This is a genomic window from Citrobacter sp. CK185 (genome assembly GCF_030333565.1).
In the GTDB taxonomy this organism is placed as follows: domain Bacteria; phylum Pseudomonadota; class Gammaproteobacteria; order Enterobacterales; family Enterobacteriaceae; genus Citrobacter_B; species Citrobacter_B koseri.
Window position 1 is genome coordinate 1 of record NZ_JAOWFR010000025.1, and the last position, 15,049, is coordinate 15,049.

A 15,049-nucleotide genomic window follows, 5' to 3' on the forward strand; every position below is an offset into this window, starting at 1 on the left:
CTCGTTCAGGTTGAGAAGGTATAAGGAGTAACCGATGACAACCCAATATGGATTTTTTATTGACTCCAGTCGTTGCACCGGTTGCAAAACCTGCGAACTGGCCTGCAAAGACTACAAAGATTTAACCCCGGACGTCAGCTTCCGTCGCATCTATGAATATGCGGGCGGCGACTGGCAGGAGGATAACGGCGTCTGGCACCAGAATGTCTTTGCCTACTATCTTTCCATTTCCTGCAACCACTGCGAAGACCCGGCCTGCACGAAAGTGTGCCCGAGCGGCGCGATGCACAAACGCGAGGACGGTTTTGTGGTGGTGGATGAGGACGTCTGCATCGGCTGTCGCTACTGCCATATGGCCTGCCCGTACGGTGCGCCGCAGTACAACGCCGCCAAAGGCCACATGACCAAATGCGACGGCTGTCATGACCGCGTTGCCGACGGCAAAAAACCGATCTGCGTCGAGTCCTGCCCGCTGCGCGCGCTGGACTTTGGCCCGATAGAAGAGCTGCGGAAGAAACATGGCACGCTGGCGGCCGTTGCGCCGCTGCCGGGTGCGCACTTCACCAGACCGAACATTGTGATTAAACCCAACGCCAACAGCCGCCCGACCGGGGATACCACGGGTTATCTGGCAAATCCGAAGGAGGTATAAAATGGGAAATGGATGGCATGAATGGCCGCTGGTGCTGTTTACGGTGTTCGGTCAATGCGTTGTCGGCGCATTGATTGTCAGCGGTCTGGGCTGGTTTGCGGCGAAAGACGATGCGGCCAGCAGACAGCGTATTGTGCGCGGTATGTTCTTTTTATGGGTCGTCATGGGGCTGGGTTTTCTGGCGTCGATCATGCACCTCGGCTCGCCGTTCCGCGCGTTTAACTCGCTTAACCGGGTGGGCGCTTCCGCGCTGAGTAATGAAATTGCCGCTGGCTCTGTCTTTTTTGCCGTAGGCGGTTTCTGGTGGCTGGTGGCTGTGCTCGGCAAAATGCCGGAAGCACTGGGCAAAATCTGGCTGCTGGTCAGCATGGTACTCGGGGTGGTATTTGTCTGGGCAATGACGCGGGTCTATCAGATCGATACCGTTCCGACCTGGTATAATGGCTACACGACGCTGGTATTCTTCCTGACGGTGTTCCTGAGCGGGCCGCTATTTGCGGCGCTGATATTGCGCGCCGCACGCGCCAGATTCAACGGCACGACGTTCGCAAGCATCAGCGTGCTGGCGCTGTTAGTCTGCGCGGCCGTAATCATCATGCAAGGCATGTCGCTTGGGGCGATCCACAGCTCCGTGCAACAGGCGAGCGCGCTGGTTCCAGACTATGGCCGCTTACAGGTCTGGCGCGTAGTGCTGCTTGCTGCCGGGCTGGGTTGCTGGATATGCCCGTTAGTGCGCCGCAAAGAACCGCACGTCGCCGGATTGTTACTGGGGTTAATCCTGGTGCTTGGCGGCGAAATCATAGGTCGCGGATTGTTTTACGGCCTGCATATGACAGTCGGAATGGCCGTTGCAGGTTAACTTACGCGTGCGGGGAAACCCGCACCTTTCAGGATGGTTTCATGACTTCTTTTTCACAACGTGACGATTTTTCTATGGCTGCACGCGTGCTGGGCGCGTTGTTTTATTATGCGCCAGACAGTACCGAAGCCGCCCCGTTGGTTTCAGCGTTAAAAACCGACGGCTGGCAGGCGCAGTGGCCACTTTCACCGGAGGTTCTGGCGCCGATTGCGGCGGTTTTTCAGGCCGACATCGAGGAGCCGCTCCCGCAAGCCTGGCAACGTCTGTTTGTCGGTCCCTGGGCGCTTCCGTCGCCTCCCTGGGGGTCGGTCTGGCTGGACCGTGAAAGCGTGTTGTTTGGCGAGTCTACGCTGGCATTACGCCAGTGGATGCGGGACAACGGCATCCAGTTTGAGATCCAGCAAAATGAACCGGAAGATCATTTTGGTTCCCTGCTGCTGTTGGCTGCCTGGCTTGCGGAAAATGGCCGTCATAGCGAATGCGAACAACTGCTGGCCTGGCATCTGTTACCGTGGTCTGCGCGCTTCCTGGCGGTTTTCATCGAAGGCGCAAACCATCCATTTTACCAGGCGGCAGGTGAGCTGGCACAGCAAACGCTGGCGCAGTGGCAGTCTCAGTTACTGATCCCTGTCGCCGTAAAACCGCTGTTTCGCTAACGCTTTTTCAGGCAGGGCGCGCCCTGCCTTTATCGTCAAAAACCGGTTGTTTCTCCTTACCTATAAGTGACAACGTCACTTTAACTTTCCATTTTTAAGACAATTCTTCACATTCGCGCACATCCTTAGCCCTGTAAGGGCAAATGAGCAACGGGCATGCATAGCCTGCTAATTTAAATACCTGTCTCGCTGGAATCCTTCCCGACGTGTTGCTATAGCTCAAAACACCCTGCCGCTACATGGCATAACAACACGCAACGTCTCTTTCGTTGCCATAACGCATGCAAACAGGGAGACACACCGCAATGCACACTTTTACGTTAAAACGCGTGCTCGGGTTTACTGGCGCGATCGCTCTTGTGCTGGCGCTGCTGGTTTGGGGAGTGGGTCTGGAAACCATTAAAGCGCGTCAGGTTGATCTGCTTTATTTGGGCAAACAGCATTTACTCCTCGTCTTTACCTCCATGTTCTTCGCCTTAGTTATCGGTATTCCCAGCGGCATTTTACTGAGCCGTCCGGCAGCCAAAGGATTCGCCGAATACGTAATGCAGCTCTTTAATGTAGGCAATACTCTGCCGCCTCTGGCCGTGCTGGCACTGGCGATGGTGATCATCGGCATTGGCGACGTTCCAGCGATTTTCGCGCTGTTCCTCGCCTCGCTCCTTCCTGTTGTGCGCAATACCTACGCCGGGCTCTGTTCTGTTCCCGCCTCCCTGATTGAAGCCGCGAACGGCATCGGTATGACGAAATGGCAGCGTCTGCGTCAGGTTGAGCTGCCCAATGCCTGGCCGGTGATGCTTGCAGGGATTCGGATCGCGACGGCGATTAATGTGGGTACGGCCCCGCTGGCGTTCCTGATTGGGGCCAGCAGCTACGGCGAGCTGATTTTCCCCGGCATTTACCTCAATGACTTCCCGACGCTGATTCTGGGCGCAACGGCAACCGCTCTGGTGGCGCTGATTCTCGACAGCCTGCTTGCCCTGCTTGGCCGCATCCTCAGTCCGCATACGGCCTGATACAACGATAAGAATAAGGAGCGCTGAATGACATTAAAAAAACATCTGCTGGGATGGCTTGCCGCCGCGTTGCTCGTTACCGGACAGGCTCAGGCGGCCCCGTTGATCCTTGCAACCAAAGGTTTTACCGAACAACACATCCTTTCCGCCATGACCGTGCAGTACCTGCAAAAAAAGGGTTTTCAGGTTCAGCCGCGCACCAACATTGCGGCGGTGATTTCACGTAATGCCATGGTGAATAAGCAGATTGATATCACCTGGGAATACACCGGCACGTCCCTGATCATTTTTAACCACATTGATAAACGGATGAGCCCGCAGGAATCCTACGATACCGTCAAACGCCTGGATGCGAAGCTCGGACTGGTATGGCTAAACCCGGCGAATATGAATAACACCTACGCGTTCGCCATGCAGCGCAAACGCGCCGAAGCAGAGAACATCAACACCCTGTCGGAAATGGTGGCGAAAATCGAACACATCCGCCAGACCGACCCTGACAATAACTGGATGTTAGGTCTCGACCTTGAGTTTTCCGGGCGCAGCGACGGGATGAAGCCGTTGCAGGATGCCTACCAGATGCAGCTTGACCGTCCGCAGATTCGGCAAATGGACCCGGGTCTGGTCTATAACGCCGTGCGCGACGGCTTTGTGGACGCCGGTCTGGTGTACACCACGGATGGCCGGGTGAAGGGTTTTGACCTCAAGGTGCTGGAAGATGATAAAGGCTTCTTCCCAGGTTACGCTGTCACGCCTGTCGTCCGTAAAGAGATACTGGATGCCCATCCGGGGCTGGATGATGCGCTGAATACCCTTTCCGGGCTGCTCAATAACGACGTCATCTCGACGCTTAATGCGCAGGTCGACATCGATCACCAGTCACCCCAGCAGGTTGCGCGCACATTCCTGCAACAAAAAGGTCTGCTGTAAGGAGCGCTTATGGATACGATTCATTACATGATGGATAACGCAGGTTATCTGACGAGCCTCACTCTTCAGCATTTGTGGCTGGTTGCGCTGGCCGTCGGTCTGGCGATTATCATTGGCGTGCCGCTGGGCATTCTGATTGTTCGTCATAAATGGCTGGCTACGCCGGTGTTAGGGGCGGCGACGCTGCTGCTCACTATCCCGTCCATCGCATTATTTGGTTTGATGATCCCGCTGTTTTCGCTGATCGGTCAGGGGATTGGCGCCCTTCCCGCAATTACCGCCGTTTTTCTTTACTCGCTGCTGCCGATTGTGCGCAACACGCACACCGCGCTCGACAGTTTACCGCCGGGCTTGCGCGAAGCGGGACGCGGAATTGGCATGACGTTCTGGCAGCGTCTGCGCTGGGTAGAAATTCCGATGGCCCTGCCGGTGATTTTTGGCGGGATTCGCACTGCCGTCGTCATGAATATCGGCGTGATGGCCATCGCCGCCGTTATTGGCGCTGGCGGCCTGGGGTTACTGTTACTGAACGGCATCGGCGGGAGTGACATCCGCATGTTAATCGCCGGTGCGCTGATGATTTGTCTGTTGGCCATTGTGCTCGACTGGTTGCTGCATCGCCTGCAAGTCGTACTGACACCTAAGGGGATACGATAATGATAAAACTGGAAAACCTCACCAAACGCTTTTCACAGAAGAACGGCCAACCGCTTAACGCCGTTGATAACATCAATCTGAACGTGCCGGAAGGTGAAATGTGCGTGCTGCTTGGGCCGTCAGGCTGCGGCAAGACCACCACCCTGAAGATGATCAACCGGCTGATCGCGCCCAGCAGCGGCAATATTTTCATTAACGGACAAAACACCAGTGCGATGGATACCGTCACGCTACGGCGCAACATTGGCTACGTGATCCAGCAAATTGGCCTGTTTCCCAACATGACCATCGAAGAGAACATCACGGTTGTCCCGCGTATGCTGGGCTGGGATAAAACCCGCTGCAAACGTCGTGCGGAAGAGTTAATGGACATGGTGGCAATGGATGCGAAAAAGTTTCTGCATCGCTACCCGAAAGAGATGTCTGGCGGTCAACAACAGCGCATCGGCGTGATCCGCGCGCTGGCGGCCGATCCCCCGGTGCTGTTGATGGATGAACCTTTCGGTGCGGTAGACCCGATTAACCGCGAGGTAATTCAGAATCAGTTTCTTGATATGCAGCGGGCGCTGAAAAAGACGGTGATGCTGGTCAGCCATGATATCGATGAAGCGCTGAAACTGGGCGACAGGATTGCCGTATTCCGCCAGGGCCGCATTATACAGTGCGCCAGCCCGGATGAATTGCTGGCAAAACCGGCGAATGAATTCGTCGGCTCATTTGTCGGTCAGGATCGTACGCTAAAACGTCTTCTGCTGGTTTCGGCGGGCGACGTAACCGACCAACAACCCACCCTGACCGCCCGCACCGCCACCTCGCTGGCAGAGGCGTTTGGCATCATGGACGATAATGATATTCGCGCGATCACCGTTGTCGATAGCGACGGCAAGCCGCTTGGCTTTGTGAAGCGTCGTGAAGCCAGAAACGCCAACGGCACCTGCGCGGATATAATCCACCCGTTTCGCGTCACCGGAAAAGCGGAAGACAACCTGCGTATTGTACTGTCGAAACTGTACGAGAGTAACACCAGTTGGATGCCTATTGTCGATGAGGAAGGACGCTATAACGGCGAAATCTCGCAGGATTACATTGCCGATTATCTCAGTTCAGGCCGTACCCGTCGGGCGTTGAATATTCACGAAAGTAGCTAAACGCCGGATGGCGGCTACGCTTTACCCGGCCTACGGAGCACATTCTTGTCGGCCCGGTAAGCGAAGCGCCATCGGGCAGTTCCCCCTGCGCACGCAGTGCTTTTGCGTCCCGCGCTGTTTACCCGCAAAATAGACACTCCTGAAAATGCCTGTGTGGTCTGCCCATGCACCGCCTACATACATACCCTGACCTGCGAGCGATGTTTCGCCGCCTGTTAATCGCGACAATAATTGGCATCCTTGCCGCACTGGCGGTAGCCGGGTTTCGTCACGCCATGCTGGTGCTGGAATGGCTTTTTTTACGTAACGATACGGGAAGCCTGGTGAATGCCGCGACAAACCTTTCGCCCTGGCGACGGCTGATCACCCCCGCCGTGGGCGGCCTCGCGGCAGGTGCGCTGCTCTGGGGCTGGCAGAAAATGAATCAACAACGCCCCCATGCCCCCACCGACTACATGGAAGCCCTGCAAACAGATGGGCAATTCGATTACGGGGCAAGTCTGGTGAAGTCCCTTGCTTCGCTGCTGGTCGTCGCCAGCGGTAGCGCCATCGGGCGCGAAGGGGCCATGATCTTACTGGCAGCACTGGCGGCGTCCTGTTTTGCTCAGCGTTGCACCCCGCGTGAAGAGTGGAAATTGTGGATCGCCTGCGGCGCTGCGGCAGGGATGGCCAGCGCGTATCACGCCCCGCTGGCGGGCAGCCTCTTTATCGCGGAAATCCTGTTTGGCACGCTGATGCTGGCGTCGCTGGGCCCCGTTGTGATTTCCGCCGTCGTGGCATTACTGACCACCCATTTGCTCAGCGGCGGTAATGCCCTGCTCTATACGGTTCACCTGTCGCTGGATTTACATGTGCGGGAATATGCGATGATTATCAGCACTGGGCTGGTGGCTGGCGTCTGCGGGCCGCTGTTTATGTGGTTAATGACCACCACTCATAACGGTTTTATTCGGCTGAAATTATCGCCTCCGTGGCAACTGGCGCTGGGCGGATTCATCGTTGGCTTGCTATCCCTGCTGACGCCGGCCGTCTGGGGAAATGGCTACAGCGTCGTGCAGTCATTTTTGCTCTCCCCGCCGCTGCTCTCCGTGATCGCCGGGATCTTCATCTGCAAATTACTCGCCGTACTCGCCAGCAGCGGTTCCGGTGCGCCCGGCGGCGTCTTTACCCCCACGCTGTTCATCGGCTTGTCGATTGGTATGTTATACGGTCGGATGTGGGGATTCTGGCTTCCGGGAGCGGATGAGATGGCAATATTGCTGGGATTAACAGGAATGGCGACGCTGCTGGCGGCAACAACACACGCGCCGATGATGTCGACGCTGATGATCTGTGAAATGACCGGGGAGTATCGGCTACTCCCCGGATTACTGATTGCCTGCGTGGTGGCGTCGGTCTTATCGCGAACGTTACGCGAGGACTCGGTCTATCGACAGCACACTGCCGAGCATTGACAGACGGATATATTGCCCCAGCTCGCGTTGTTCGGCACGCGGCAAATAAGGCAGTTCGCCAATCAGCGGCGCAGGCAGTTTTTTGCTTAACACATCAATGATTTCGGCATAATGCGCCAGTCCGGGATTGATGCGGTTCGCCACCCAGCCGATCAGCGGTAATCCGTCATTGGCGATAGCCTGTGCGGTCAGCAGCGCATGGTTAATGCAGCCTTCCTGAATCCCCACCACCATCAACACCGGTAACTGCTCCTGCACGACCCATTCAGATAACGGACGCAGGTCGTTCATCAGGCTGCGCCAGCCGCCAGTGCCTTCCACCACGACGTGGTCAACCTTTTCGCTCAGGCTGGCAAGCCCGTTAGATAACAGGGTGTAATTGATCGGACAGCTATGCGCCACGCTGCTTTCGTCTTCGCTCAGCGCAATCGGATTGATCGCCTCATAAGGCAGCTCAATAGAAGAGACGCTCTGCAACACCAGCGCATCTTTATTGCGCATGCCTTCCGGCGTCTCTTTGCTGCCTTTCGCAACGGGTTTATAACCTGCGACGCTTTTGTTCCCTGACGCTAACGCTTGTAGTAATGCGCGGGAAACCACTGTCTTCCCAACAGAAGTGTCTGTACCTGTAATAAAGAAACGCTTCAGCATCACTAACTCCACCGTTATGCTTCGAAAATATAAGCCAGGAAAATAATACAGTGGAGAAAGTCTAAGGTATGACAATCGCGATCAGCTTGCGTTAGCGCAAATTTTCGTACGACAGTTAAAAAATGTTAACCCTGTAATAGACGAATCAACAAAGAACCGTTATACATCGCGTCTTTTACCAGTGCGGCGCCCGCCATCGTCCCTTGATTGGAAAACTGCGTGCTTTCGACGGCGATATGTTTGCTATACGCCGGCAGCGCCTGTTGACGGATGCTGTCCGCAATTGCCGGAAAAAGGATTTCCGCCGCTTTGCTCAGCGGCGAACCGATCAGAATTTTTTGCGGATTAAATAAATTCACCATGATCGCCAGAATGCGGCCAACATGCATCCCGACGCCGCTAATGATATCTTTCGCCAGCAAATCCCCCTGCACCGCCGCCTGGCACAGCGAATCCACCGTCAGCGGTTGCCCGTGCAGCGAAGAACTCATTGACTGATTGAGTCGCAGTTGCGCCAGTTCAAGCACGCTGTCCACGCTGGCGATCGTTTCCAGACAGCCGTGGTTCCCGCAGTAACAACGTTTACCGTAGGGGTCGACCTGCGTATGGCCGATCTCCACCAGGCTGCTGCTGCCCGCATGCAGTAAGTGGCCGTCGGTAATCACGCCAGCCCCAACGTTGTGATCAATCACCACCTGAATAACATCACGCGCGCCGCGCGATGCGCCAAAAAGCGCCTCGGCCATCGTCCAGGCGCTGATATCATGCTGAATGTAGACCGGTACGCCGGTGTGGTGTTCGAGGGTTTCCCCCAGCGGCATCTCTTTGACATCGTCGTAAAACGGCATGCGGTGCACAATGCCATTCTCAGTATCAATAATACCGGGTAAGGTGATGGCGATAGAGGTCAGGCGTTCGAGTTTTTGCTGGTGACGGATAAAAAACTGATCGACCATAAAAATGATGCGTTCAAGCAGCGGAGTCTCTGAGACCAGCGGTAGCTCAAGGCACTCCTCCACCACCAGTTTGCTGCTCAGGTCGCGCAGGGCGAGAAAAATCTCGCCACGGCTGATACGAATAGACAAATAGTGCCAGGCCTCGGTTTCCACCACCAGCCCGACCGCCGGGCGACCACGGCTTCCCGCCTCTTTGATCTCCAGCTCCTGAACTAAATGCGCTTCGAGCATTTCGCGAACAATTTTAGTGATACTGGCAGGCGCCAGTTGCGCCAGACGAGAAAGATCAATTCGCGACACGGGGCCCAGCTGATCAATCAGGCGATATACCGCGCCAGCATTGGTCTGCTTGATTTGATCGATATGCCCTGGCTGACTATCAGCAACCACCTCTGACTCCCTTTATTTTCGCGCTCCGAAATAATCTGTGGGCTATGGTGAATGACTTCAATAGTTGTCGTCAACTTTTTACTTAGCCGTGTGATTTACTGCACATTTTCATCCCTTTTTAAACTAAATTAAGCGCGCTTTGCGGCCATTAAAAGTTGATGGCGAAATCGTTGCGCAGCGTGACTTTGTTCATGATGTTTCGGCCATACCAGCCACATTTCCGACACGGCGTCCGCTTCGGCAATGGGCACCCAACGCATTTCATCAAGCTGTACCCGCTTAAACGAGGCGGGCAGGATCGACACCCCCAGCCCTGCGGCTACCAGCCCGATAATCGTCATCGCCTCTCCAACCTCCTGAGTGATCGCCGGAGTGAGATGGTAACGGCGCATCAGGCCGAGAATATCGTCATACAACCCCGTTCCGACATGCGGATCAAAAAAGACAAACGGTTCTTTCGCCAGCTCCGCCAGCGTCACGACCGGCTTTTGCGCCAGCGGATGTTCACGGGGGATCATCGCCAGCAACGGTTCATGCAGAATCACTTCCCAGTCCAGCGTATCCGGCAATGAGGTATTGCGCAGTAACCCCATATCCAACGCGCCTTCATTAAGCGGCGCAATCTGCTCGCGAGTGTTCATTTCACGGGTCTGCATATGCACATCCGGGTAGTCCTGGCGAAACAGAGATAGCGTATCCGAGACGGCTTTAATAAACGGCGCGGATGAGGTGAAGCCAATGCGCAGCTCGCCGGTCTCCCCCTGATGCAAGCGTTCCGCGCGGGCGGCGGCCTCATTCACCAGCCCAAGGATCTGCCGACTGTCTGCCAGAAACTGCTTACCCGCCGCCGTCAGCGCAACGCTCCGGTTGGTTCGCGCCAGCAGCCGCGCGCCAATCTGCTGCTCAAGGGTCTGGATCTGCTGGCTTAGCGGAGGTTGAGAGATGTTCAGCCGCGCAGCCGCCCGGCCAAAATGCAACTCTTCCGCAACCGCCACAAAGTAACGTAGATGACGAAGTTCAATATTCATATTTTATAAATATTATTTGAGATTATTAATATATTAGACAGAATATTTTGATTTTCCTACTCTTAGCACTGAGGTCATACCCGTCACCATAATCACGGGGATGTTGAGCAAGGATTTCAAGTGAGTCGTATTACTGCTGTCGACACCGCAACGGCGAGCGATGTTGATGAACACATTATTTCCCAGCCGGTTCAATATATAAAACGTGGTACATCCCAGTTTATGCGCGTTACGCTGGCGCTATTCTCCGCCGGGCTGGCGACGTTCGCCCTTCTCTATTGCGTACAACCGATACTGCCTGTGTTGTCCCATGAATTTGGCGTCTCTCCCGCCAGCAGCAGTATCTCGCTTTCCATCTCCACCGGCATGTTAGCCATCGGGCTGCTGTTTACCGGCCCGTTGTCCGACGCGATCGGCCGCAAACCTGTAATGGTGACGGCGCTACTGCTGGCCTCCTGCTGTACGCTGCTTTCCACCATGATGACCAGCTGGCATGGCATTTTAATCATGCGCGCGCTGATTGGCCTGTCGTTGAGCGGCGTCGCTGCGGTAGGCATGACCTATTTAAGTGAAGAGATCCATCCCAGTTTCGTCGCCTTCTCAATGGGGTTGTACATTAGCGGAAACTCGATTGGCGGCATGAGCGGGCGTCTGATCAGCGGCGTATTTACCGACTTTTTTAACTGGCGCATCGCACTGGCGGCGATCGGCTGTTTCGCGCTGGCGTCCGCATTGATGTTCTGGAAAATTTTGCCGGAATCCCGCCATTTCCGACCGACTTCATTACGCCCCAAAACGCTGTTCATCAACTTCCGCCTTCACTGGCGCGACAGGGGCCTGCCGCTGTTATTCGCAGAAGGCTTTTTGTTAATGGGGTCGTTTGTCACGCTATTTAACTATATCGGCTATCGGTTGATGCTTTCGCCCTGGGAACTCAGCCAGGCCATTGTGGGGCTTTTATCGGTGGCTTACCTGACGGGCACCTGGAGCTCGCCTAAAGCAGGCGCCATGACGACGCGTTATGGTCGCGGGCCGGTGATGTTGTTCTCAACCGGCGTGATGTTGTTCGGGCTGTTAATGACGCTGTTCACGTCGCTATGGCTGATTTTCGCCGGAATGCTGCTCTTCTCCGCCGGATTTTTTGCCGCGCATTCGGTGGCAAGCAGCTGGATTGGCCCACGCGCGAAACGCGCCAAAGGCCAGGCATCGTCCCTGTATCTCTTCAGCTATTACCTGGGTTCCAGCATTGCCGGGACGTTAGGCGGGGTATTCTGGCACAGCTACGGCTGGAACGGTGTGGGCGGGTTTATCGCGCTGATGCTGTTTCTGGCGCTGCTGGTTGGCTCCCGCCTGCATCATCGTCTGCACGTTTGATAAAGAGAAGCCCGGGTCGAGCCCGGGCACTCTTTACAGCTCAACCAGCGCTTTGGATTACCACAATCCCAGGATGGAAGAAGCCCCCATCAATTCCCTGACGGCATCCAGTGCCAGAAGAGCAAAGATAACCCAGATAATTGGATTCATCATGCTGTGTGTATTTATTTTTATTGTTGAGGTTTGACTTTACCCCGCGCGATAGCCAAAGGCGAGACCGGAAGATAAAACTACCTGTAATGGTGGGCAACACTGACGATATCGCTTCCGAATGCCGTAAATATCACCCGGAGGATAATAAGACCTGAACGCCATATTGTATTCCGATCACCGTCGCATTCATTAATATATGCAGGGTAACAGGCATTAATAACCCTTTAGATTTGACTCTGGCAACAATAAGCACCTGCGATATTAAAAATAACATCAATAATGTTCTGATATCGGCGTACTGCGTATGCATCAGCGCAAACAGCGTTGAAACGGCAAGCGACGTCGCCCACACCTTATCATTGAACCAGTACTGAAAGGCGTTGAACAGACACCCTCTGAAGACGATTTCCTCGTAGACCGGGACGAGGAAAATCAGTGACAGGTTGGTCAGCCAGAAAGCGTAGTTATGCAATGAAACCTGCGTCATGACCCACGCTTCTGTTTTTCTCATCCCCAACATAGCAGGTAAAAGAAACTGGATAATCAGAATGGCGCCAAACAAAATAACAAACCACTTTGCGCTCAATGTGCCTTTTCCCAGACCGTCTCTTTTTCTAAAAAAGAGATAATACAGCGGGACCAGAATAAGAAATTCCAGCACAAACATCAGCGGTAAAAGTAACCCACTTTCCATTAATTGCGCACTGCGGGTAAAAAACAGTGGCGTAAATGTAATGCCAAACATCAGCATAAACATAGAAAAGCAGCCTGACACTGCTTTTGTCCTGACAATATAGGCGTTATCGATTTCCTGTTGCATCCCTGTTCCCTGTTAATATTTCACCAGTGTGCTTCACGACACCGCCATTTATGATAAGAAGTATCATTATCACTTACAACCTACCAACATTTCTGCCATCGTTGCCATCAGCGCATAAACATGTATGAATCAGGGTAAACTCCTCACATTCGCAGAACACGACGGGAACACAACAATGTCCAACAAGAGCCACTATCAACAACTCACCCGCACTTTCCAGCGCCTCTCCCGCTTTTCGCATCTCTCCGCTATCGCCAGTTGGGATATGTTCACCATGATGCCTCCCGGTGGAAGCACCGCGCGAGGCGAAGCGCTGGCCGAGCTGAACGTGCTGGAACATCAGTTATTGACTGACCCGAAGGTTGCGCAGTGGATAGCCGCCGCCGGGCAGGAAGATTTGAACGATGTTGAGCAGGCGAACCTGCGTGAAATGGCGAGGCGGCACCATCAGGCGGCCCTGCTGCCTGAGTCACTGGTGGAGGCGAAATCGCTGGCGGGGAGCCGGTGTGAACACGCATGGCGGAGTCAGCGTCCGGCGAATGACTGGCAAGGATTTGCGCAGAATCTGAAAGAGGTTGTGAAATACAGCCGTGAAGAGGCAAAACTTCGCGCCGAAGCTAAAGGATGTTCGCCCTACGATGCCCTGCTGGATATATTTGAGCCCGATATGACCAGCGCCCAACTGGATGTTCTGTTTGCGGATGTCAAAACCTGGCTTCCCGATCTGTTAAACCGCGCGGTGTCAAAACAGTCGCATCAGCCACTGATTGCGCCGGTCGGCCCGTTCCCGACGGCGCTACAGCGTGAACTGGGACTGGAAACCATGTCGCAGTTAGGGTTTGATTTTAACGCCGGTCGGCTGGACATCAGCGCCCACCCGTTCTGCGGCGGTGTGCCGGAAGATGTGCGCATCACCACGCGCTATGATGAAAATGAATTACTCAGCGCGCTCTTTGGCGTGATCCACGAAACGGGGCACGCCCGCTATGAACAGAATCTGCCCCACGCCTGGCAGGGTCAGCCGATCGCATTTGCCCGCTCCACGGCCATCCATGAATCCCAGAGCCTGTTTTTCGAGATGCAACTGGGTCGCAGCGCTGCGTTCCTCAAACGGCTCATTCCCGCCGTTAAACGTCATTTTGGCGATCAGCCCGCTTTTGAAGAAGCGAATTTCATTGCCTGGAATCAGCGGGTGAAACCGGGCTTTATCCGCGTGGATGCCGACGAAGTGAGTTATCCTGCCCATGTTATCTTGCGCTATGACATTGAACAGGCGCTGATTAACGGCGACATCGAAGTGGATGATATTCCCGCACTGTGGGATGAAAAAATGCAGGCCTGGCTGGGGCTGTCAACCGCGGGAGATTACCGTAACGGCTGTATGCAGGACATCCACTGGACCGACGGCGGCTTTGGCTACTTCCCGTCTTATACGCTGGGCGCCATGTATGCCGCACAGCTGTTTAGCGCCGCCCATAGCGCATTGCCGGATCTGCATAATCAGATTGCGCAAGGCGATCTCAGCGCCTTGTTTGACTGGCTGCGACAAAATATCTGGCAGCACGGCAGTCGCTTTACTACCGCGCAGCTGATCGCTCAGGCCACCGGAGAACCGTTGAGCAGCCGTTACTTCCGGGCGCATCTGGAATCACGCTATTTGTCATGATGTCTCTTGTTTGCCCGATAGCGTCAATCTGTCGGGCCGGTTGTACATACCGTTACACGCCGATACCAATGACTCACGGAAGCCCTCGATTTACAGCGATATAGTGATTTCACCGGCCCCGCAGTGGGGTTGAATAAAAAACCAAATCGAGGGTATCAGAATGAAAAAAGTATTAGCTCTGGTTGTTGCCGCTGCTATGGGTCTGTCTTCTGCTGCATTTGCTGCTGAAACGGCAACGTCCACGACGGCTCCGGCTGCGGCACCCGCTAAAACCGCACCGGCAAAAACCACGCATCACAAAAAACACCACAAAGCAGCGGCTCAGAAAGCGCCTGAACAAAAAGCGCAGGCAGCGAAAAAACACACCAAAAAAGCGGTAAAACATACTGCGGCTAAACCGGCAGCTAAACCGGCGGCATAAGGCACTGGCGAGTTCTATGGCGCTCCCCCGCGCCATAACACACGGCGCTAAATCATCGGGTTTAGCGCCGTTTCTTCGGAGGGTTAACGTGTTTCGTTACCGCTTTGAGTTGATTCTCACCATGCTTATATTATGCGCCCTTATTGCCACGCATTTTTATATTTCCTGAGTGTAGTTATCTGATTTTACTCCCACTTTCCTGCCGTCACGTCTATAGT

17 protein-coding genes are annotated in these 15,049 nt (G+C 54.6%); 12 read left to right on the top strand and 5 right to left on the bottom strand.

Annotated features, from left to right (window positions below; genetic code table 11):
• Nucleotides 1–34: 34 nt before the first annotated feature.
• From dmsB to clcB, 8 genes are all read left to right on the top strand, one after another.
• A complete protein-coding gene (gene dmsB / locus OGV79_RS12385) occupies nucleotides 35–652 on the top strand; it encodes a dimethylsulfoxide reductase iron-sulfur subunit DmsB (RefSeq protein WP_012132456.1) in 618 nt (205 codons plus the stop codon).
• A gap of 1 nt (nucleotide 653) precedes the next feature.
• Nucleotides 654–1,511, top strand: a complete 858-nt coding sequence (locus OGV79_RS12390) for a dimethyl sulfoxide reductase anchor subunit family protein (protein WP_286468518.1) — start codon at nucleotides 654–656, stop codon at nucleotides 1,509–1,511.
• A 41-nt stretch (nucleotides 1,512–1,552) separates the two neighbouring features.
• Nucleotides 1,553–2,167 (top strand): Tat proofreading chaperone DmsD, encoded by a 615-nt coding sequence (dmsD, locus tag OGV79_RS12395; protein WP_024130349.1) that lies wholly within the window; start codon nucleotides 1,553–1,555, stop codon nucleotides 2,165–2,167.
• Between the two features lie 305 nt (nucleotides 2,168–2,472).
• Entirely contained in the window at nucleotides 2,473–3,183 is a 711-nt protein-coding gene (gene osmY, locus OGV79_RS12400) for an osmoprotectant ABC transporter permease OsmY (protein ID WP_012132459.1), read from the top strand.
• Between the two features lie 27 nt (nucleotides 3,184–3,210).
• A complete protein-coding gene (osmX, locus tag OGV79_RS12405; protein WP_012132460.1) occupies nucleotides 3,211–4,113 on the top strand; it encodes an osmoprotectant ABC transporter substrate-binding protein OsmX in 903 nt (300 codons plus the stop codon).
• A gap of 9 nt (nucleotides 4,114–4,122) precedes the next feature.
• Nucleotides 4,123–4,770, top strand: a complete 648-nt coding sequence (osmW, locus tag OGV79_RS12410; RefSeq protein WP_012132461.1) for an osmoprotectant ABC transporter permease OsmW — start codon at nucleotides 4,123–4,125, stop codon at nucleotides 4,768–4,770.
• Nucleotides 4,770–5,918: an osmoprotectant ABC transporter ATP-binding protein OsmV gene (gene osmV, locus OGV79_RS12415; RefSeq protein WP_047457187.1), complete on the top strand. Its 1,149-nt coding sequence runs from the start codon at nucleotides 4,770–4,772 to the stop codon at nucleotides 5,916–5,918. The genes osmW and osmV overlap by 1 nt, the downstream gene beginning before the upstream one ends.
• A gap of 164 nt (nucleotides 5,919–6,082) precedes the next feature.
• On the top strand, nucleotides 6,083–7,372 hold the full coding sequence (gene clcB / locus OGV79_RS12420) for a voltage-gated ClC-type chloride channel ClcB (protein ID WP_048902388.1): 1,290 nt from the start codon (nucleotides 6,083–6,085) through the stop codon (nucleotides 7,370–7,372).
• On the opposite strand, the gene bioD is transcribed toward clcB, so the two are convergent.
• From bioD to ynfL, 3 genes are all read right to left on the bottom strand, one after another.
• Nucleotides 7,328–8,023, bottom strand: coding sequence for a dethiobiotin synthase (gene bioD / locus OGV79_RS12425; protein ID WP_058669088.1), 696 nt, complete (start codon nucleotides 8,021–8,023; stop codon nucleotides 7,328–7,330). The two genes, clcB and bioD, sit on opposite strands and share 45 nt — an antisense overlap.
• Before the next feature lie 125 nt (nucleotides 8,024–8,148).
• The gene (gene mlc / locus OGV79_RS12430) at nucleotides 8,149–9,369 is read right to left on the bottom strand and encodes a sugar metabolism global transcriptional regulator Mlc (RefSeq protein WP_012132466.1); all 1,221 of its coding nucleotides are present in this window, start codon (nucleotides 9,367–9,369) and stop codon (nucleotides 8,149–8,151) included.
• Nucleotides 9,370–9,497: 128 nt separating this feature from the next.
• Entirely contained in the window at nucleotides 9,498–10,397 is a 900-nt protein-coding gene (ynfL, locus tag OGV79_RS12435; protein WP_130028383.1) for a multidrug efflux transcriptional activator YnfL/SxtR(Kp), read from the bottom strand.
• A 120-nt stretch (nucleotides 10,398–10,517) separates the two neighbouring features.
• Here ynfL and ynfM point away from each other — a divergent pair, with 120 nt between their 5' ends.
• The gene (gene ynfM, locus OGV79_RS12440; protein ID WP_286468525.1) at nucleotides 10,518–11,771 is read left to right on the top strand and encodes a multidrug efflux MFS transporter YnfM/SxtP(Kp); all 1,254 of its coding nucleotides are present in this window, start codon (nucleotides 10,518–10,520) and stop codon (nucleotides 11,769–11,771) included.
• Nucleotides 11,772–11,828: 57 nt separating this feature from the next.
• Here the strand turns inward: ynfM and OGV79_RS12445 are convergent, their stop codons facing one another.
• Both OGV79_RS12445 and OGV79_RS12450 read right to left on the bottom strand, forming a co-directional pair.
• Entirely contained in the window at nucleotides 11,829–11,924 is a 96-nt protein-coding gene (locus OGV79_RS12445; RefSeq protein WP_233609019.1) for a KPN_01571 family protein, read from the bottom strand.
• A 130-nt stretch (nucleotides 11,925–12,054) separates the two neighbouring features.
• A complete protein-coding gene (locus OGV79_RS12450; protein ID WP_200024293.1) occupies nucleotides 12,055–12,744 on the bottom strand; it encodes a CPBP family intramembrane glutamic endopeptidase in 690 nt (229 codons plus the stop codon).
• Nucleotides 12,745–12,919: 175 nt separating this feature from the next.
• On the opposite strand from OGV79_RS12450, the gene OGV79_RS12455 reads away from it, so the two are divergent.
• The 3 genes from OGV79_RS12455 (at nucleotide 12,920) to ydgU (ending at nucleotide 15,000) form a co-directional block, all read left to right on the top strand.
• Nucleotides 12,920–14,410, top strand: a complete 1,491-nt coding sequence (locus tag OGV79_RS12455; RefSeq protein WP_047457202.1) for a carboxypeptidase M32 — start codon at nucleotides 12,920–12,922, stop codon at nucleotides 14,408–14,410.
• Nucleotides 14,411–14,570: 160 nt separating this feature from the next.
• Nucleotides 14,571–14,831 carry an acid resistance repetitive basic protein Asr gene (gene asr / locus OGV79_RS12460; protein ID WP_049011953.1) on the top strand — a complete coding sequence of 87 codons (261 nt, stop codon included), beginning with the start codon at nucleotides 14,571–14,573 and terminating at the stop codon, nucleotides 14,829–14,831.
• Nucleotides 14,832–14,919: 88 nt separating this feature from the next.
• Nucleotides 14,920–15,000 carry a small membrane protein YdgU gene (gene ydgU, locus OGV79_RS21710; RefSeq protein ID WP_455549893.1) on the top strand — a complete coding sequence of 27 codons (81 nt, stop codon included), beginning with the start codon at nucleotides 14,920–14,922 and terminating at the stop codon, nucleotides 14,998–15,000.
• The last annotated feature ends 49 nt before the right edge of the window (nucleotides 15,001–15,049 follow it).